The sequence below is a fragment of the Micromonospora sp. H33 genome (assembly GCF_052068455.1).
GTDB lineage: Bacteria > Actinomycetota > Actinomycetes > Mycobacteriales > Micromonosporaceae > Micromonospora.
The window spans coordinates 18,018-36,216 of the sequence record NZ_JBQHDE010000005.1; the positions used below are offsets into that span (position 1 = coordinate 18,018).

Genomic DNA, 18,199 nt, shown 5'->3' on the forward strand with positions numbered 1-18,199 from the left:
AGGACGGCGGAACGCGGGCCGTCGCGCATTGCCATGCGGTGAACGCGGTGTGTCAGCCGACCGTGACGGTGGCGTCCCGCCGGGCCATCTCGTCGGTGACGAGCGCGGCCAACCGGTCCAGGCCGACGTCGATCTCGGCGGGGGTGACCGCGCTGACCGACAGCCGCAGCGCGTGGACCGGCGCGCCGTCGCCGTAGAAGTGCGCCATCGGCGTCCACAGCACCCCGTACTCGCGGGCCGAGCGGTGCAGCAGCGCGTCGTCGACCGGGAACGGCACGGTCACCACGACGAAGAAGCCCCCGGTGGGTACGCTCCAGCGCACCGGCGACCCCGCCGGGAAGCGCCGCCCGAGGCCGTCGACCAGGTGGTGGAGGTTCCGCGTGTACGCGGCCCGCTCGCGGACGGTGGCGGTGACCAGGCTGCACCCGTGCTTCAGCAGCGCACCCCCGACCACCGCCTGGGCGATCGGCGAGGTGTTCACCGTGACCATGCTCTTGATCTTGGCTAGCTGGTCGGCGAGGAGGTCGACCGTGCCGTCCGGGCCGGCCACCCGCTGGTCGGCCACGACGTAGCCGACCCGGGCGCCGGGCAGCACGGTCTTCGCGAACGAGCCCAGGTAGACCACCCGGCGGGCGGTGTCGAGCGCCTTGAGCGTGGGCAGCCGCCGGGTGTCCCCGGCCGGGAACAGCCCGTACGGGTTGTCCTCGATGAGCAGCAGGTCCTCCTCGGCGGCCAGGTCCAGCAGCGCGCGCCGCCCGGCCACACCGATGCTCGTCCCCGACGGGTTGGCGAAGTCCGGCATCAGGTAGCAGGCGCGCGGGCGCAGCCCCTCGGCCCGGGCGCGGCGCACCTGTGCACGCAGGTCGGCCGCGTCCACTCCGGACGGTCCGGTGGCCACCGGGCGCACCGGCAGGTCCAGCAGCCGCGCCGCGCCGGTGAGCCCGACGTACGTCGGTGCGACGGCGAGCACGACGTCGTCCGGGCCGGCGCGCAGGGCCCGCAGCACCAGGAACATCGCCTCCTGGCAGCCGACCGTCACGACGATCGCCTCCGGGTCGACCGTCAGCTCCTCGTCGACCGCGAGGTTGCGGGCGACCAGTTGGTGGATGATCCCCTTGGTGCGCCCGTACTGGAGCAGGGTGCGGTGCACCTGCTCCGGGCTCTGCCCGAGGTCGTCGGCGAGGTGCCGGCGGAAGGTGTCCAGGTGCCGGTGCAGCGCGGCGACGTCGAAGAACTCCTCGTACGGCCGGCCGGCGGCCAGCGACACCGCGTCCGGGTAGTGCTGCGCGACCTCGTTGAGGAAGTTCATCGAGTTCAGCGCGGGATCGTCAAGGGCCGGGTGCAGGTCGGCCACGTGCAGGTCCACGGTCACGTTCACTCCACAGTCGTCGTCCGCAGGTCCCGGGCCTCCACCGGATCGGCGCAGCCGGCCAGCGCGAGCGCGTCGCGGAACTCGCCGGCAAGCAGTGACAGCGCGGTCTCGGCGCCGGCGCGGCCCCCGGCGGCGAGCGCCCAGAGCATCGGGCGGCCCACCAGCACGCCGTGCGCGCCGAGGGCGAGCGCGCGCAGCACGTCGACGCCGCCCCGGACACCGCTGTCGAGCAGCACCTCGCACCGGCCGGCAACCGCCTCGACCACGTCGGGCAGCGCGGCGGCGGTGGCGGGCGCGCCGTCGAGCTGCCGGCCACCGTGGTTGGAGACCACCACCGCGTCCGCCCCGGCCTCCGCCGCGCGCACGGCGTCGCGCGGGTCGAGAACACCCTTGACGACCAGCGGGACCGGGGTACGCGCCCGCAGCCAGTCCAGGTCGGCCCAGGTGACCGCCGGCGCGAAGACCTCCCCGGTGTGGGCGGCCACCGCGGACACCCCCGGGATGGCGGCGTGCGCGAGGTCGTCCCGGCCGGCGGGCAGGTTCGCGGCGAGGACGTGCGGTGGGATGGCGAAGGAGTTCCGCACGTCGCGCAGCCGGCGGCCGAGGATCGGCACGTCCACGGTGAGCACCAGCGCGGCGCAGCCCGCCGCCTGCGCCCGGTCCAGCAGGTCGGTGACGAGCCCCCGGTCGCGCAGCCAGTAGAGCTGGAACCAGACCGTCCCGCCCGCCGCGGCGATCTCCTCGATCGGCGCGCTGCTCAGCGTGCTGGCCACGTACGGGATGGCGGCGGCGCCGGCCGCGCCGGCGAGGGCGATCTCGCCGTCGGGGTGCAGCAGCCGCTGGTACGCCATCGGCGCGATCGCCACCGGCAGCGCGTGGGTCGCGCCGAGCAGCCGCGCCGCGGTGCGCGGGGTGGGCACGCCGCGCAGCACGCGGGGCAGGACACCGACCCGGTCCAGGGCCCGGCGGTTCGCGGTGAGGGTGGTCTCGGTGCCGCTGCCGCCGTCGACGAAGTCCCACACCTCGGGGGGCAGCACCGCCCGCGCCAGGTCGGCGAAGTCGGCCAGCCCCGCGGGGGCGGGCGGCTCGCCCAGCGGCACGTCCGGCTTGGGCAGCGTCGTCTCAGACATCCCCGGCCACCGTCCCGAGCCGGCTGGTGGCGTCGGCGCCCACCGGGGGCCGGCCGTCCACCGTGGCGTCCAGGCCGAACCGTTCCCGCAGGAAGGCGGCCGCCTCGTCCTGGGCACGCCGGCCGTCGTCGAACGTGCCGGGCATCGCGAAGAAACCGTGGACCATCCCCGCGTACCGGCTGAGGGTGGTCGGCACGCCGGCGTGGCGGAGCCGGTCGGCGTACCGCTCGCCCTCGTCCCGGAGCGGGTCGTGCCCGGCGGTGACCACCAGCGCCGGCGGCAGGCCGCTCAGGTCGTCGGCGAGCAGGGGCGAGGCGAGCGGGTCCCGGGCGTCCGCCGGGTCGGCGAGGTAGTGCGACCGGTACCAGGCGACCGAGCGCCGGTTGAACAGCAGCGGGTCGTCGTCGCCGGCCGGCTCGGCGGTCTGGTCGGTGTTCGGGTAGACCAGCAGCTGCGCCACCAGCCGGGGACCGGCGTCGCGGGCCAGCAGGGTGACCGCGGCGGCGAGGTTCCCGCCCGCGCTGTCCCCGCCGACGGCGAGGCGCGCCGGATCGGCGCCGAACTCCTCCGGCTGCGCGGCGACGTGGCGCAGCGCCGCGTGGCAGTCGTGCACCGCCGCCGGGAACGGAGCCTCGGGGGCGAGCCGGTAGCCGACGGTGACCACCTGGCAGGGCACCGCGTTGGCCAGCCGCCGGCAGATCCCGTCGGCGGTGTCGACGCTGCCCAGCGTCCACCCGCCGCCGAAGAAGTAGAGGAGGGTCGGCAGCAGCCCGGCGCCGGCCGGGCGGTGGACCCGGACCGGCAGGTCGCCCGCCGGGCCGGGCACGTGCGTGTCGCGTACCTCGTGCACCGGCTCGACCGCGCCGGAGCCGGCGCGGATCGCGGCGAGGTCGGCGGCGCGGGCCTCGGCGAGGGTCTGGGTGTACAGCGGTGGCGTGCCGGCGGCCGCCCGGGCGGCCCGGTACGCCTCCGCCTGCGGATGCAAGCTCACGCCGCCACCTCGCTTCGCTCGGCAGCGGCGCGAGGCACTACGCCGCTGTGCCTGATGGTTCGCTCGCTCCGCTCGCTCACGGGCTCTCCTCTCCCCCGGTGCTCACCAGGAGCTTGTCGATGCCGCGCAGGAAGAGGCTGCCGCTGTAGGCCGGTCGTCCCTCGATGCGCAGCCGGGGGAAGCGGGACAGCAGCCGGGGCAGCGCCAGCCGGCCCTCGAGGCGGGACACGGCGGCGCCGAGGCAGTAGTGCGGGCCGATGCCGAACGCCAGCGACGGCGGGCCGGAGCGGCGCGGGTCGAACCGGTCCGGGTCGGGGAAGCGCGCCGGGTCGCGGTTGGCGGCGGCGATGATCAGCAGCACGTTCTGGTCGCGCGGAACCGGCACCCCGCCGAGTACGGCGTCGCGCGGCGCGGCCCGGGCCAGGAAGTGCACCGGCGCCTCCAGCCGCAGGATCTCGTCGACGGCACCGGCGGTCAGCTCCGGATCCCCGGGCAGCGCGGCGGCCACCTCCGGGTGGGCCAGCAGCAGCGGCAGGCCGTTGCTGAGCATGTAGACGGTGGTGACGAAGCTCGCGTTGAACAGCACGATCAGGTTGCTGATCAGCTCGTCCTCGGTCAGCTCGACCCCGCCGGCGTCGACCGCCTCCACGAGCCCGCTGATCAGGTCCGCACCGGGGTTGCGGCGGCGGTGGGCCAGCAGGTCGGCGTAGAAGGCGCGCAGCTCGGCGCCGGCGGTGTTGGCGGCGGCGAGCCGCTGCGGGGTCTTGCCGGCCACGTCCAGGAACTCGTCGATCCGGTCGACCCGCTCCCGGTACCAGGGCAGGTCGGCCTCGGGGATGCCGATGAACTCCGCCATCACCCGGGCCGGCAGCGGGTACGCGAAGTCGGCGACGAAGTCGACGCCGCCGCCCCCGGCGTCGGCCATCGCGTCCAGCAGTTCGTCGGCGACCCGGAGGATCACCGGTTCGAGCGCGCCGAGCCGGCGCGGCGTGAAGGTGCCGGCGAACACGTGCCGCATCCGGCCGTGGTCCGGCGGGTTGACGAACATCATCGAGGTCTGGAAGGTCCGCAGGATCTCCTGCTCCTCCCAGCCCGGCGGGGGCTGCTTGTACCACTCCGGGTCCCGCAGGACCGCGCCGACCAGGTCGTAGCCGACCGCCACCGCGGCGATCGCCCGGTGCTCCGGGCGGGGCGGCAGCGCGGTGATCGGCCCCAGCGCGTGCAGCCCGGCGTAGCAGGGGTACGGGTCCTGCCGGCCCTCGTCGCTGTAGAGACGGGTCAGCAGCTGTTCGACGTCCGCCATGGACGATATCCTCCCCAGGATTCGGTGGTGCGGGCGGCGGGGATGGCCCGCCGCCCGCACCGGTGTTACAGATCGAGCAGGCGCAACGGCACGGCGTCCGCCATCGCCTGGTTGCCGGCGTCGTTCGGGTGGATGTGGTCCCCCGAGTCGTACGCGGGCAGCAGCCGGCTGGGCTGCGCCGGGTCGCGCAGCACCTGGTCGAAGTCCAGCAGCCCGTCGAACTCCGTGCTGCTGCGCAGGTACGCGTTCACCGCCTGCCGCGTCGCCTCCTTCTCCGGCGTCCACACGCCCGGGTTGCCGTGCCCCTCGTACGGCGTCAGGGTGGCCACGAGGCTGCGCAGGCCGCGCGCCTTGACCTGCCTGTTGACCTGCCGCAGCGACGCGATGACGGCGTCGGCGGAGTCGTTCGACATCCAGATGTCGTTGATGCCCAGGTGGGTGATCACCGTCCGGGCGTCGGTCTGGGCGAACACGTCCTCGTCGAGCCGGGCGAGCGCGTTCGGCCCCAGCTCGTTGTAGCCGGGGAAGCCACCGGCGCCCGGTTCCGGGCCCTCATGGTTGAGCCGGTTGCCGGCGAGGCTGGCGTTGAGCACGCCCGGGGTGCGGACGTCGGGGCGGGCGTCGATCAGCCGGTCGGCGAGCAGGTCGGGCCAGCGCCTGTTGGCGTTGACGGTGCTGCCGTTGCCGTCGGCAATCGAGTCGCCGAAGACCACCACCGAGCCGGGGCTGTGCCGGCGCTGCACGTCGATGCCGGACAGGAAGAACCAGCAGCAGTTCGGCCGGATCGTGAAACCGGCGCCGTCAGCGGCGGACGTGAGGTCGGTGGCGCCGATGAAGTTGGTCTGCCGGGACTGGCCGTGGAAGGTCACCGGGCCGGTCGGGGTCGGGAAATGGACGGTGAGCACCAGGTCCTGCTGGTCGCCGACCGGGAAGGCGATCGGGTCGCTCAGCAGCTCAGCGCCGCGGTTCATCGTCGCCGAGGTGGCGCCGTCGAAGGTCAGCTCGCGCAGCGTCGCCGGGTCGATGTCGGACACGTCGGCGGGGGTGGCGGTGTCGGGGCGGGCGATGGTCGCGCGGCCGACCTTGACGGCCTGCTCGCCGTACATGTTGCTGAGCCGGACCCGCAGGACCGGCCCACCGACGGTGGTGTGCACGACCATGCGGACGCTCTGGTTGTTGAGGCCGGTGTTGGTCAGGCCGGTCGCGTTGCCGCGGGTGACCGCGGTCGCCCAACTGGCCGCCCAGGTCGTCCGGCCGCGCTCCGCCTCCGTGGACGACGGACCGGCGCTCGCCACCACGGCGGGGGTGCCCGCCACCAGCAGTGCCGCCGCGGCCGTGACGACATGCCATCTCTTCGGGGTCGACATTGAACCTCCATCGTCGGCAGCCCAGGGTTCCGTCCATCGACGGCACTCACCAGGGCGATGGTCCGGAACCTAGCCGCCGCCGCTGACGGGCGTCAATCGACCTGATCGACGTGATCAAATGTCCCGCCGGAGCGCGCCGGAGGCCCCTTCGGCTCCTGTCCGTCCTCGCCCGGTCACCCTAGGCTCGCAATCGGCGGCGCGGTCGCCGCAGCCTGCGCACGCCGTTCGGCACCGCGCGGCGTGCGAGGGATGGGGGCGTCCGGATGACCGACCGACCGCAGCCGGGGTACGTGCACCGCGCGCTGGACCTGTTCGCCGGGTACGGCGACCGGGAGGCGCTGGTCGGCGGCGGGCGCCGGCTGACCTACGCGGACGTGCACGCCGCCGTGCGAGGGCTCGCCGCCACGCTGATCCGGCGCGGCGTACGCCCCGGTGCCGCGGTGCTCGTGTCGCTCGGCAACCCGGTCGAGGCGCCGCTGGTCCAGCTCGCCCTGCACCTGCTGGGCTGCCGGACGATGTGGGTCGCGCCGGTCACCTCGCGTCGGGAGATCGACGAGTTCGTGCGGCTGGCCCGCCCCGACGCCCTCGTCCACGACGCCCGCGATCCGGCGAACGTCGGCGCCGAGGTGGCCGCCGGGCTGCCGGGCGTACCCGTGCTGGCCCTCGGCGCCGACCTGGACCTGACGGCGGGCCCCGACGCGTCCGCCCTACCCGTCGACGTGCCGGTGCCGGAGTCGTTCCTCCAGACCTCCGGCACCACCGGCACCCCGAAACTGGTGCACCACCGGGAGAGCTTCTACGCGCAGATCCTCGCCCTGGCCGCGGACTTCCGCGCCGCCGGGTTCCCGCTGCTGCGGCACCTGTCGTACTCGCCGATGTGGCTGGCCAGCGGCCAGATCACCACGCTGTTCAACCTGTTCACCGGCGGCGTGCTGTTCCCGCGCGACGGTTGGGACGCGGCGGCCTTCCTCCGCACCGTGCCGGCCGAGCGGATCAACTCCACCTTCGTCACCCCGCCGATGCTGTACGAGGTGCTCGACCATCCGGACCTGCCGGGTGCGGACTTCTCATCGATGTTCATGTTCAACGTGGGCGCCGGGCCCGCCGCGCCCGCCCGGCTGCGCCAGGCGATCACGCGCTTCGGCCCGGTGCTGCGCATCGTGTACGGCCTCAGCGAGGCGGTCGTCGTCACCGCCCAGCCCGGGCTGACCGAGGACCCGGCCCACCCGGAGCGGCTGCGCTCCTGCGGGAAGCCGTACGGCGACGTGCGGATCGAGATCCGGGCTGAGGACGGCACGGTGCTGCCGCCCGGCGTGGACGGCGAGGTGTGGGTGCACACGGCGCTGCGCTTCGCCGGCTACCACGGGCAGCCGGAGCTGACCGCCGACACGCTGGTCGACGGGTGGGTCCGCACCCGCGACATCGGGCACCTCGACGCCGACGGCTGGCTCTACCTCGTCGACCGTCTCCAGGACCGGATCCTCACCCGGCAGCGCAGCTGGCCGATCTACTCCCGGCCGATCGAGGACGTCCTGGCCGGGCACCCCGAGGTCCGGGCCGCCGCGGTGATCGGCGTGCCGGACGAGGTGGCCGGCGAACTGCCGTACGCGTACGTCGTGCCGACCCCCGGCGCGACGGTGACCGGCGCGGAGCTGATCGACCTGGTGACCGCGACGCTCAGCGACACGTGGGCGCCGGGCGGCGTGGAGTTCGTCGACGCACTGCCGCTGAACCGGTCGAACAAGGTGGACAAGCGGGCGCTGCGCACCCGGTACGCGGCGGACCACCCGTCCGCCGTCGAGCACCCGGAGGCCTCGATCGGCAGCCGCACGTGACCCCCCGGCGGGAGCTGGTCGCCCTGGTCGGGGCCGACCTGCTGTCCAACCTGGGCAGCCGGATCTCGGTCGTCGCCATCCCCTGGCTGGTGCTGGAGACGACCGGCAGCCCGACGAAGATGGGCGTGGTGGCCGCCGCCGAGACGCTGCCGTACCTGCTCTCCAGCGCGCTCGGCCCGCCCCTCGCCGACCGGATCGGGCTGCGCCGCACCTCGATCCTCGCGGACGTGGGCAGCGCCGGCCTGATGGTGGCGGTGGCCCTCACCCCGTGGATCGGCTTCGGCGCCCTGATCGCGCTGGTCGCCGTGGTGGGCGCGCTGCGCGGCGTCGGCGACCGGATCAAGCACGTGATGTTCCGACCGGTCGCCGAGGCCGCCGGAGTGAAGCTGATCCGGCTCACGTCCGTCTACGACGGGCTGGGCCGCGTGGTCACCCTGCTCGGGGCGGGCCTCGGCGGCCTGCTCATCTGGTGGTTCGGGGTCACCTGGGCGATCCTCATCGACGCGGCGAGCTTCGCGGTCTGCGCGCTGATCGTCGCGGCGCTGGTCCGCCCGCCGGCGGCCACCGCGGCACCGTCGGCCGCGCAGAGCTACCTGCGCGCGCTCGGCGGCGGATTCCGCTACCTCCGGCGGGACCGCACCCTGCTCACCATGCTGCTGGTGATCTCGGCACTCAACATGGTGGTGAACGCGAGCATCGCCGTCTACATCCCGCTGTGGGTGGCCGACGTGCTCGGCACGCCCGCCGGGCTGGGGCTGGTGCTCGGGGCGTTCTCGGCCGGCGCGCTACTGGGGAACCTGCTGTTCACGGTCCTCGGCCCCCGGCTGCGCCGCGACCTGACGTTCGCGGTCGGCGCGGCCGTCAGCGGCCCACCCCGGCTTCTGGTGCTGGCGTTCAGCGAGGACCTGCCGGTGGTACTCGCCGTGACGTTCGTGTCCGGCATCGGCATCGCCGTGGTCAACCCACTGCTCGGCGTGGCGCTCTACGAGCGTCCGCCGGCCGACCTCCAGACCCGGGTGATCGGGCTGGCCGGCTCGCTGGCGTTCGCCGGGTTGCCGCTGGGCGCCCTGCTCGGCGGCTGGTCGGTCACCGCCCTGGGCCTCGGGCCGGCGCTGGTGGTGGCGGCCCTGTTCACGCTCGTGGTCACCGCCCTTCCCCTGGCCGCCGCCCTCCGCCCCCAACCGCTGCGCGGTAAGGAAGGGCCCCTTGTTAACGCCTCCGGTAGAGAAGGGGTCCCCTCTTAACGGCTGGCGACGGGCCCGCGCGGCGGGTTCGGCCCGCGTATGGTCAGGCGCATGGCCACTTGGGACGACGTGCGCCGCATCGCGCTGGCCCTGCCGGAGACGACCGAGGCGCCCTCGTACGACGGGATGCCCGCGTGGAAGGTGCGCGGCAAGGGTTTCGTGTGGGAGCGGCCGCTGCGCCCGGCCGACCTCGACGCGCTCGGCGCCGCCGCGCCGGACGGCCCGATCCTCGGCGCACAGGTCCCGGACCTGGGCGTCAAGGAGGCCCTGCTCGCCGACGACCCGGCCGTCTACTTCACCACCCCGCACTTCGACGGATACCCCGCCGTCCTGGTCCGGCTGGACCGCATCGGCGTCGCGGAGCTGACCGAACTCATCGTGGAGGCCTGGTACGCCCGAGCCCCGAAACGCCTCGCCGCCGCCCACCGCGCCGAGACCGGCTAGCCCGGCGCCGAGGCCGCCTTCGATCACGCTCCGCTAACCTCGACCCGTGGCACTCGCGGGGGTCCCGGTGGCGGGGCTGGTCTTCGACATGGACGGAACGCTGATCGAGTCGCACGCCGCGGTCCCCGCGGCGTACCGGGCGGCGGTCGTCGCCGGTGGCGGCCGCGAGCACACCGACGAAGAGATCATCGCCGGGTATCCGCTCGGCGCGCCCGCGGCACTGCTCACCGCACTGCTCGGCCGGCCCGCGAGCGACACGGACGTGGCGCGGTACCACGACGAACTCGCCTCGGTGGCCGATCGGGTGACCGTCTACGACGGGGTGGCGGCCCTGCTGACGGAGGCCGCCCGACGGGTGCCGGTGGGCCTGTTCACCGGCGCGAGCCACGCCGCCGCGGAGATCCTGCTCGACCGCACCGGACTAGCGGAGCACTTCACGGTCGTCGTCGGCGGTGACGAGGTCGACCGGCCCAAGCCGGACCCGGAAGGCGTCCTGCTCGCCTGCCGGCGTCTCGGCGTCGAGCCGGGGAGGAGCGCGTACGTCGGCGACTCGACACTGGACCTCCGGGCCGCCCGGTCCGCGGGTGCCCGGTCCGTCGCGGCCGGCTGGGGCCACCAGTACGACCCGTCCGGTCCCGCCGACCTGACCGCTGTCCATCCCAGCAACCTGCTGGCCCTGCTGGGCTGACCATCGCCGAGCGACGCATCCAGCGACCCGCGCGTGTCCGTCGGCATCTTCGCACCTCTGGTCGGGCTGGCAAGCTGCCGCGGGGCGCAGGTGTTCGGGACCGCCCGGGTGCTCGGACCGGAGCATCCCGACCGCGCGCACTACTGGGCGGCGTTCCGGTGGGAGAGCGCACACGCGGAGCGTGGGCGTCCGCTGTCCGAACCGCCCGAGGACACGCTCGTGGTCATCGAGGCGGAGCGGATCGTCTACACCGAGCACTGGCTACGGCGTGAGGGGTACGCACCACGGCAGTTCTGGCGTCGCTGATGATGCCTCTTCCGGACTGATCAGCGCGGGCAACGAGGAAGCAGCCGGCCGGTGCACTAGACGTCGATCGCGTGGACCGCCTCCTCCGGCGTCAATACGTGGAACGGGCCGGGCACGGGGGTGCCGGTGGCGTCGACGATCCGCCAGCCGCCGAGCACCACCACCGGAATGGTGCCGCGCCGCATCGCCAGCGCCACCTCGCTGAGCGTCCCCCAGGAGCCGCCGACCGCGATCACCGCGTCGGCGCTCCACACCAGGATCGCGTTGCGGGCCTGCCCCATGTTCGTGACCACCGTGGCGGTGACGTCGGCGACGGGTCCGGGGGCGGTGCCGTCGTCGGGGCGTACGCCGATCACCAGGCCGCCACGGGATCGCGCGCCGGCGGCGACCGCGGACATCACCCCTCCCCCGCCTCCGCAGAGGACGGTCGCGCCGCGTTCGGCCAGCAACTCCCCCACCCGGCGGGCGTGCGCCAGTTCGACGTCCGTCGCCGTCGCCGGCCCGCACACCGCCACCTGAACCACGGACCCATCCTGCCCGGGGCAAGGTGTTAACAGGGGGCCCTTCCTGTACCGGAGGCGTTAACAAGGGGCCCTTCCTTGCGCTAGCGTCCCGGCATGACATCGACGATGACCGAGGCGACGGATCCGTGGTGTCTGCGGGAGGGCGAGAGCGCGGCGCTGCTGAGCGGGCACCCGTGGCGGCGCTTCGCGGTGCTGGGCGACAGCGTGGCCGAGGGGCTCTGCGAGCCGGTCGACGGCTATCCGGACGTGCAGTGGGCCGACCGGATCGCCGCCGAGCTGCGCGCAGCCGCGCCGGATCTGGCGTACCTCAATCTCGGTTCGCGGGGGCTGCGGGCGCACGAGGTCCGGGCCACCCAGCTCGGCCCGGCGCTGGAGTTCCGGCCCGATCTCGCGCTGGTCGTGTGCGGCGGCAACGACGCGTTCCGGCCGGCGTACGACGCCGACGCGGTGGACGCCGAGCTGACCGCGATGGTCGAGGCGTTGCAGGCGGCCGGGACGGACGTCATCACGGTGGGCATGTTCGACGTCTCGCACAGCCCGGCCGTCCCGGAGGTGCACCGCGCCAACCTCGGGACGCGGATGCGGCGCCTGGCCGACCACACCCGTGCCCTGGCCGAGCGGCTGGGCACCGTCCACGTGCACCTGACCGACCACCCGCTGACCGCCGACCCGTCGATCTACAGCAGCGACGGCCGCCACGGCAGCGCCCGCAGCGACGCGATCGCCGCAGCGGAAACCCTCCGCCGCCTGTCGCACCACCTCCGCACCCGGAAGGCCCGGATGAGTTGATCAAGAGGTTTGCGGCACGACACGCGGTGGGGAAGGACGCAAACCTCTTGATCAACGAGGGCCGGCCGAGGTGTCAGTCCACCACCAGGAGGCCGGAGAGGAGCACGCCGCGGGCCAGGTTGAGGACGCCGTCGCAGCCGGGGAAGCCGGTCCGGATGCACGCCCCGGCCGACTGGCGGCCGAACAGGTACGGCGCGATGCTGTGCGGCACGTCCGCGGAGACCGTCTCGCCGGTCTCGATGTGCACGAAGTCCAGCGGCACGTCGTCGGCCTTCACGTAGCTCTGGAGGATGAAGCCGCCCCGCGCGGCGAACCGGCTCACCCCCTCCCGCCAGGTCTCGGCGTCGGTCTCCCGGCCGATCAGCACGTCCACCCCGGCGGAGCCGTCGGCGGGCTTGGCCACCAGGTCGTGCCGGTCGGCCACCGCCCGGTCCACCAGGTCCGGCGTCAGGATCCAGGTGCGCGGCACGTAGCGGTGGACCAGGTCCCGGTCGGCCGCCGGCAGCGCGTCGGCGTCGTCCCAGAGCCACGCGAATGCCTGCTTGTTCGCGATCAGCCAGGCCGCGGCCGACACCCACATGGGTACGCTCCGCGCCCGTACCGCCGCCTCCAGGGCGTCCACGCCGGCGCCGGGGGTCACCCGGTTGGGCACGAAGAGCCGGAACACCGCGTCGACCGGTGCGCCGCGCGCGACCAGTCGCGACGAGGAGTCCAGCGTCACCTGCGAGACCGGGGTGATGACCAGGTCCAGGCCGAACGCGGCGGCCCGCTCGACCACCGGTGACAGCAGCCGGAAGAAGCGCTCCGGGTCGTCCAGCCCCGGGTACTCGGCGTCGAAGTCGATCAGCATCGCCACCCGTGCCCCGTCGGGCAGAGCCAGGCCGGACCGGATGGCCGCGAACCGGAGGTCGACCGCCGAGGGGGCCGGTTCCAGCCGGGCGCGGTCGGTGAGGCCGCGCCGCCGGTAGACGTCGACGAACCGCCGGACGGTGGTGTCGGCGTCGAACGCACCGCCGAGGCTGCTGTCGATGTTGTACTCCACCACCCGCGGCACCCCGTCGCTGAGCAGGACGTCGGGGCGGAACGCGGCGAGCAGCGCGTCGCTCAGCGGCTCGGCGTCGTCGAGGAGCCGGGTCTCGCCCTCGGGCACCCCGAGCAGCCGGCGCAGCTCCCCCGCCGTGCCGGCCCGCCGCCGGCAGGCCTCGAAGATGAGCTGGGCCAGCCGGTCGCAGACGGCGTTGAGCACGCCGAGCGACGTCTCGTCCATCACCGGCGGGCGGGCCAGCCGCCACTGCTTGTTGTACGTGGCCCGGCCGTCGAAGATCTCCCGCCAGGACGCGGCCCCGGCGGCCACCAGGTCGGCCCGCAGGTCGGCGGGCAGGTCCAGCCACGCCTGCGCGGCGGAGGGCCAGCGGTAGTCGACGTCGGTCATGTCTCACCCGTCCTTCAAGACGTGTTGGATGGCGGAGCGCAGCTGTTCGCGGCCCGGCTGCACGGCCCGGTCCAGCGCCGGAGCGAACGGCAGCACCGCGCCGTCGGGGCGGGTGACCCGGCGCGGGGGCGCGTGCAGCCGTACCCGCTCGACCACCGTGGCGATGACCTCCCCGGCGATGCCGCAGGACCGATTGGAGTCGTCGACGACAACCAGCCGCCCGGTGCGGGAGACCGAGCCGAGCAGGCCGTCCCAGTCGAACGGATACAGCGTGCGCGGATCGAACACCTCCACCGACGCCTGGTCGGCCAGGTCGTCGGCGACGGCGAGCGCGTCGTGCACCAGGTGCCCGACGGCGACCACGGTGACGTCGTCGCCGGCCCGGTGCACCCGCCCGCGGCCGAGCGGCACCGGTGCGAGGTCGTCGACGTCCGCCCGGACCTCCATCGCGCCGGCCGGGGCGAACACCACCACGGGATCGTCGCAGCGGATCGCCGACACCAGCAGCCCGTACGCGTCCGCCGGAGTGGCCGGCACCACGGTGGTGACGCCGACGTGGGCGAACAGGCTGTACGGGTGGTCGGAGTGCTGCCCCGCCCACCCGGTACGGGAGCCGGAACCGGGCACCAGGTAGGTGACCGGCACCGCGCACTGCCCGCCGGTCATCAGCGGGAACTTGTGCGCGTGGTTGACGATCTGCTCGAAGACCAGGAACAGCAGCGACGGGATCTGGAACTCCACCACCGGTCGTGCCCCGGCGAGGGCCGCGCCGGTGGCGAAGCTGGTGAACGCCTGCTCCGACAGCGGGGTGTCGCGGACCCGTTCGGGGCCGAAGCGCTTCAGCAGCCCGGCGGTGACGTTCGACGCGGCGACCCGGATGTCCTCCCCGAGCAGGAAGACCTCCTCGTCGCGGGCCAGCTCGTCGGCGAGCGCCCGGTTGAGCGCCTTGCGGTACGACAGCCTCGGCATCTACCCACCTCCGGCACGGGCGGTGAGCCCGCTGGCGTACAGGTGCTCCAGCGCGCCGGCCGGATCCGGCTCGGGGCCGGCCAGGGCGTACGCCACCGCCGCGTCGAGCACCGTCTCCACCGACGCGTCCACCTCGGCGCGCCGGTCGGGGGCCAGCCGGGAACCGGCGATGTCCACCGGGTCCCGGGACCGGCCCCGCGCCACCTCCTCCGGCGGGCGGTACTCGAGGCGTACCGCGTGCTCGAAGGTGTGGTGGGCGTCGAAGCGGTAGGTACGGGCCTCGAGGAACTCGGGGCCGCCCCCGGCGCGCATGCGGCCGACGGCGGCCGCGGTGGCGGCCCGGACGGCCTCCGGGTCCTGACCGTCCACCACGGACGCCGGGATCCCGAACGCCTCGGCCCGGCCGGGGATGCTGCCGGCCACCGCGCCGGCCACCGGCATCGTGGTGGCGTAGCCGTTGTTCTCGCAGACGAACAGCACCGGCACCCGCCACAGCGCGGCCAGGTTGAACGCCTCCAGCAACATCCCCTCGTTGACCGCGCCGTCGCCGAGGAAGCTGACCCCGACCAGGTCCTCGCCGCGCCGGCGGCGCGCCCAGACCGCCCCGGTGACGATCGCGCCGCCGGCACCGACGATCGCGTTGGCGCCGAGCACCCCGACACCGAAGTCGGCGGCGTGCATCGACCCGCCCCGGCCCCGGTTCAGGCCGGTGACGCGGCCGCACAGCTCGGCCATCATCCGGGCCGGGTCGGCGCCCTTGGCCAGCACGTGCCCGTGCCCGCGGTGGGTGCCGGCCACCACGTCGCCGGGGCGCAGCGCCGCGCACACACCGGCGGCGATCCCCTCCTGGCCCAGATAGGGGTGGATGCCCCCGACGACGTGACCGGAGCGGACGAGCTCGATCGCCCGCTCCTCGAACCGGCGGATCAGCCGTACGGTCCGGTAGAGCCGGACCGGCTCGGCGTCGGTCACGCGTTCCCCTTGATCGCGGCCAGTATGTCGTCCCACAGCTTCGCGCGGGCCGCGAGTGCGGTGTTGACGGTGTCGGCGCACTCCTGCCACTTCACGTCGTCGTCGCCGCACAGGTCGGCGAGCATCTGCATCGCCATCGGGGTGTGCTGCTCGCCGTCGACCTCGATGTGCCGCTCGAGGTAGTCGACGAACTTGTGCAGCCGGTGCGTCCGCTCGTTGACGGCGACGACCTGGGTGAACATCTCGGGGATCAGGTCCTCGCGGCCGAAGGCGAACGCCGCGGCCTGGCAGTGCACCGGGGTGGTCTCGATGATCCGCCAGGTGGTGGCGGCGAACGCCGCCGACGGGCTCGGCACCCCGGCCTCGGCCAGCGCCTCGGTGACCGGCCGGCCCGCGCGCAGCAGGTCGATCAGCCTCTCCACCGGGCCGGTGTCGGCGCCGGCCTCCCGCATGCCCTGGACGTACAGCTCGAAGTGGCTGATGTAGCCGTCGCCCAGTTCGTCGCTCTCCTCCACCATGACGATGTCGTTGATGAGGCGGCGGCTGCCGGTCGGGCCGGTCGGGATCCACGGCACCGTCACGCAGGTGAGCTGCCGCTGCAACGACGTGAGCAGGGACATGAAGTCCCAGACCGCGAAGACGTGGTGCTCCATGAAGGTGACCAGCGCCTCGTGGGTGTCGAGGTTGGCGTAGAGCGGGTGCTGCACCACCACGTCCCGGCGGGCGGTCACCGCCTTCTCCAGCCGCTCGATCCCCGGGTGCGTCCGGCCCCAGTCGTAGCGTGACATGCTTCAGCCTCCCTGCTGGGCGCGGTGGCGCCAGATGACCGGGCAGTATTCGGGGTCCGCGTAGTCCGGCCGCCCGTCGTGGGTGCGGCGGACCAGCACGTCGTGGTTGTACGCGGCGAGGGTGCCGTCGGAGAGCGGGTACGCCCGCCAGGCGTTGTCGCCGTCCTGCAGGTGCAGCGAGATCGCCTGCCGGGGCCGTCCGCTGACGTTGGCGCCGCTGCCGTGGTAGGTGCGGCAGTGGTGGAAGCTCATGTGTCCCTTGGGGATCACCATCGGGACCTTGCGGATCTCGGCGCCGTTGTGCGCGGCGTTGCGCGCCAGCATCTCCTCGAGCTGGTCGCGGTCGCGGTCGGCGAAGTGCCGCACCACCGTGTCGTCGGCGCCGATCTCCCGCCAGCGGTGCGAGCCGTCGACCATCGTGATCGTGCCCATCTCCTCCCCGCAGTCGTGGAAGGGGATGAACGCGGTGAGCATCCGCTCCGACGACGAGGACGCCCAGTAGTGCTTGTCGAAGTGCCAGGGCACGATGTTCGACGGCTCGCCGTTGATGGGTGGCTTGTAGATCAGCGTGGACTGGAACACGCGGATCTCGTCGGCCCGCGCGAGCCGGGCGGCGACCGCCCCGATCAGCGGCTTTCGCAGGAGCGCGCCGAGGCCGTCGTGCTCGTGGTGGACGTAGTCGTTGTGCCGCTGCACCGGCCCCTTCGACGGCTCCCAGTAGGCGAGCTTCGACGGGCGGACCGGCAGGCGGCGGTCCCGCTCCCCGGCGTAGTACCGGTCGGCGGCCGCCGTGAGGGCGTCCACCTCGTCGTCGGTGAGCAGCTTCTTCGACAGGTACCAGCCGTGCTCGGCGTAGAACGCCACGTCCTCGTCGGACGGGAGCAGCGCCTCCTCCTCGGCGGTCAGCGTCGGGTCGAATTCGGTCGTGGTCATGCCGTCACCCCCTGGGCTGTGGCGGCCGCGACGGCGGCGGTCGCCCCCGCCGCGGCCAGCTCCCGTTCCTTGGCCTCGTAGAGCGCCTTGATGTTGCCGCTGCCGAAGGTCCGCGCACCGCGCCGCTCGATCAGCTCCAGGAAGAGCGTCCGGCGTACGTGCATGGACTCGGTGAAGATCTGCAGCAGCTGCCCGCCGTGGTCGCGGTCGACCAGCACCCCCAGCTCGCGCAGCCGCTCCAGCGGCGCGTCGACCCGGCCGACCCGTGCCTCCAGGGCGTCGTAGTAGCTGCCCGGGGTGCCGGCGAAGCGCACCCCGCGCCGGCGCAGCGTCTCGACCGCGCCCACGATGTCGTCGGTGCGCAGCCCGAGGTGCTGCACCCCGGCGCCGGCGTGCTGGTCGAGGAACGCGTCGATCTGCCCGGCCCGCCGGGTGGTGTCCGGCTCCAGCACCACCAGCGTCACCCGCTCCGACGGGCTCTGCACCACGGTCGAGTTCATCGCCTGGCCGGCGACCTCGATGTACTCGTGGAAGATCTCGGCGAAGCCGAACACCTCCCGGTACTGCCGGACCGTCCCGGCGAGCTGCCCCGCCGGGACGCACACCGCCAGGTGGTCGATCTCGGCGAGCAGCTGCTCGTCGGTGTCGTCCTCCGGGGGCAGCATCTCGACCAGGCCCGGCAGGAACTCCCGCCGGTCCCCGCGCCGCTCGACGAGGCGGTGCACGACGTCGCCGAAGCCGTCCACCTCGGCGACGACGACCTCGGCGTCCGCGCCGGTGACGATGGTCGGCGGCATGACGCCGGTCGCACCCCGGGCCACCAGCTCGGCGTACGCCCCGGCGGCGTCGTCGACCTCGATCGCGACGACGGCGATGCCGTCGCCGTGGCGCTGCACGTACCGCGACGCCGGGTGCTCGGCGGTCAGCCCGGAGGTGAGCACCATCCGGATGTCGGCGTGCCGGAGCAGCAGCGACCGCTGCCCGGCCAGCCCGGTCTCCGGTCCGCCCTGGCCGCAGAGGTGGAAGCCCACCGCCCGGCCGAAGTAGAACGCGGCCTGCCGGGCGTCCCCCACGTAGAGTTCGATGTGGTCTATCCCACGGATGTCCATGTC

Annotated in this window: 16 protein-coding genes and 2 pseudogenes; 6 read left to right on the plus strand and 12 right to left on the minus strand. The window is 74.0% G+C overall.

The annotated features are described in order from the left end of the window. Positions 1-52 precede the first annotated feature (52 nt). The 5 genes and pseudogenes from ACTMS0_RS14045 to ACTMS0_RS14065 form a co-directional block, all read right to left on the minus strand. On the minus strand, positions 53-1,426 hold the full coding sequence (locus ACTMS0_RS14045) for a PLP-dependent aminotransferase family protein (protein WP_441155913.1): 1,374 nt from the start codon (positions 1,424-1,426) through the stop codon (positions 53-55). Continuing rightward, positions 1,375-2,502, minus strand: a complete 1,128-nt coding sequence (locus ACTMS0_RS14050; RefSeq protein ID WP_441155608.1) for an alpha-hydroxy acid oxidase — start codon at positions 2,500-2,502, stop codon at positions 1,375-1,377. The genes ACTMS0_RS14045 and ACTMS0_RS14050 overlap by 52 nt, the downstream gene beginning before the upstream one ends. Before the next feature lie 52 nt (positions 2,503-2,554). Further along, a pseudogene (locus ACTMS0_RS14055) lies at positions 2,555-3,493 on the minus strand (alpha/beta hydrolase); the annotation flags it as partial. Positions 3,494-3,569: 76 nt separating this feature from the next. Then, positions 3,570-4,796, minus strand: coding sequence for a cytochrome P450 (locus tag ACTMS0_RS14060; protein ID WP_441155609.1), 1,227 nt, complete (start codon positions 4,794-4,796; stop codon positions 3,570-3,572). A gap of 65 nt (positions 4,797-4,861) precedes the next feature. Further along, complete coding sequence (locus ACTMS0_RS14065) at positions 4,862-6,163, minus strand: SGNH/GDSL hydrolase family protein (RefSeq protein WP_441155610.1); 1,302 nt, start codon at positions 6,161-6,163, stop codon at positions 4,862-4,864. Positions 6,164-6,426: 263 nt separating this feature from the next. On the opposite strand from ACTMS0_RS14065, the gene ACTMS0_RS14070 reads away from it, so the two are divergent. The 5 genes and pseudogenes from ACTMS0_RS14070 to ACTMS0_RS14090 all read left to right on the plus strand — a co-directional run. Further along, positions 6,427-7,998, plus strand: a complete 1,572-nt coding sequence (locus tag ACTMS0_RS14070; RefSeq protein ID WP_441155611.1) for a class I adenylate-forming enzyme family protein — start codon at positions 6,427-6,429, stop codon at positions 7,996-7,998. Next, positions 7,995-9,242, plus strand: coding sequence for an MFS transporter (locus ACTMS0_RS14075; RefSeq protein ID WP_441155612.1), 1,248 nt, complete (start codon positions 7,995-7,997; stop codon positions 9,240-9,242). Before ACTMS0_RS14070 ends, ACTMS0_RS14075 begins: the two co-directional genes overlap by 4 nt. Positions 9,243-9,293: 51 nt before the next feature. After that, positions 9,294-9,686: an MmcQ/YjbR family DNA-binding protein gene (locus ACTMS0_RS14080; RefSeq protein WP_441155613.1), complete on the plus strand. Its 393-nt coding sequence runs from the start codon at positions 9,294-9,296 to the stop codon at positions 9,684-9,686. 46 nt (positions 9,687-9,732) lie between these two features. Further along, on the plus strand, positions 9,733-10,374 hold the full coding sequence (locus tag ACTMS0_RS14085; protein WP_441155614.1) for an HAD family hydrolase: 642 nt from the start codon (positions 9,733-9,735) through the stop codon (positions 10,372-10,374). Between the two features lie 21 nt (positions 10,375-10,395). After that, a pseudogene (locus ACTMS0_RS14090) lies at positions 10,396-10,680 on the plus strand (pyridoxamine 5'-phosphate oxidase family protein); the annotation flags it as partial. Positions 10,681-10,736: 56 nt separating this feature from the next. On the opposite strand, the gene ACTMS0_RS14095 reads toward ACTMS0_RS14090, so the two are convergent. Beyond that, entirely contained in the window at positions 10,737-11,204 is a 468-nt protein-coding gene (locus ACTMS0_RS14095) for an LOG family protein (protein ID WP_441155615.1), read from the minus strand. Between the two features lie 93 nt (positions 11,205-11,297). Between ACTMS0_RS14095 and ACTMS0_RS14100 the strand changes: the two genes are divergently transcribed. Continuing rightward, entirely contained in the window at positions 11,298-11,993 is a 696-nt protein-coding gene (locus ACTMS0_RS14100; protein WP_441155616.1) for an SGNH/GDSL hydrolase family protein, read from the plus strand. A 73-nt stretch (positions 11,994-12,066) separates the two neighbouring features. Here the strand turns inward: ACTMS0_RS14100 and ACTMS0_RS14105 are convergent, their stop codons facing one another. From ACTMS0_RS14105 to hppD, 6 genes are read right to left on the minus strand one after another with little or no spacing between them, the layout of a single operon-like run. After that, positions 12,067-13,425, minus strand: coding sequence for a hypothetical protein (locus tag ACTMS0_RS14105; RefSeq protein WP_441155617.1), 1,359 nt, complete (start codon positions 13,423-13,425; stop codon positions 12,067-12,069). Positions 13,426-13,428: 3 nt separating this feature from the next. Beyond that, positions 13,429-14,394 (minus strand): alpha-ketoacid dehydrogenase subunit beta, encoded by a 966-nt coding sequence (locus tag ACTMS0_RS14110; protein ID WP_441155618.1) that lies wholly within the window; start codon positions 14,392-14,394, stop codon positions 13,429-13,431. Next, positions 14,395-15,366, minus strand: coding sequence for a thiamine pyrophosphate-dependent dehydrogenase E1 component subunit alpha (locus ACTMS0_RS14115; RefSeq protein WP_441155619.1), 972 nt, complete (start codon positions 15,364-15,366; stop codon positions 14,395-14,397). It lies immediately after the preceding gene. Then, positions 15,363-16,154, minus strand: coding sequence for a DUF3050 domain-containing protein (locus ACTMS0_RS14120; RefSeq protein WP_441155620.1), 792 nt, complete (start codon positions 16,152-16,154; stop codon positions 15,363-15,365). Before ACTMS0_RS14120 ends, ACTMS0_RS14115 begins: the two co-directional genes overlap by 4 nt. A gap of 3 nt (positions 16,155-16,157) precedes the next feature. Next, entirely contained in the window at positions 16,158-17,087 is a 930-nt protein-coding gene (locus ACTMS0_RS14125; RefSeq protein WP_441155621.1) for a phytanoyl-CoA dioxygenase family protein, read from the minus strand. Next, complete coding sequence (gene hppD / locus ACTMS0_RS14130; protein WP_441155622.1) at positions 17,084-18,196, minus strand: 4-hydroxyphenylpyruvate dioxygenase; 1,113 nt, start codon at positions 18,194-18,196, stop codon at positions 17,084-17,086. The genes ACTMS0_RS14125 and hppD overlap by 4 nt, the downstream gene beginning before the upstream one ends. Between the last annotated feature and the right edge of the window lie 3 nt (positions 18,197-18,199).

Bases quoted from the DNA above. Each gene is read 5' to 3' on its own strand.
- ACTMS0_RS14050 (WP_441155608.1), bottom strand. From the start codon at position 2,502: ATGTCTGAGACGACGCTGCCCAAGCCGGACGTGCCGCTGGGCGAGCCG.
- ACTMS0_RS14110 (WP_441155618.1), bottom strand. From the start codon at position 14,394: ATGCCGAGGCTGTCGTACCGCAAGGCGCTCAACCGGGCGCTCGCCGAC.
- ACTMS0_RS14120 (WP_441155620.1), bottom strand. From the start codon at position 16,154: ATGTCACGCTACGACTGGGGCCGGACGCACCCGGGGATCGAGCGGCTG.
- ACTMS0_RS14080 (WP_441155613.1), top strand. From the start codon at position 9,294: ATGGCCACTTGGGACGACGTGCGCCGCATCGCGCTGGCCCTGCCGGAG.
- hppD (WP_441155622.1), bottom strand. From the start codon at position 18,196: ATGGACATCCGTGGGATAGACCACATCGAACTCTACGTGGGGGACGCC.
- ACTMS0_RS14125 (WP_441155621.1), bottom strand. From the start codon at position 17,087: ATGACCACGACCGAATTCGACCCGACGCTGACCGCCGAGGAGGAGGCG.
- ACTMS0_RS14105 (WP_441155617.1), bottom strand. From the start codon at position 13,425: ATGACCGACGTCGACTACCGCTGGCCCTCCGCCGCGCAGGCGTGGCTG.
- ACTMS0_RS14070 (WP_441155611.1), top strand. From the start codon at position 6,427: ATGACCGACCGACCGCAGCCGGGGTACGTGCACCGCGCGCTGGACCTG.
- ACTMS0_RS14100 (WP_441155616.1), top strand. From the start codon at position 11,298: ATGACATCGACGATGACCGAGGCGACGGATCCGTGGTGTCTGCGGGAG.
- ACTMS0_RS14060 (WP_441155609.1), bottom strand. From the start codon at position 4,796: ATGGCGGACGTCGAACAGCTGCTGACCCGTCTCTACAGCGACGAGGGC.
- ACTMS0_RS14065 (WP_441155610.1), bottom strand. From the start codon at position 6,163: ATGTCGACCCCGAAGAGATGGCATGTCGTCACGGCCGCGGCGGCACTG.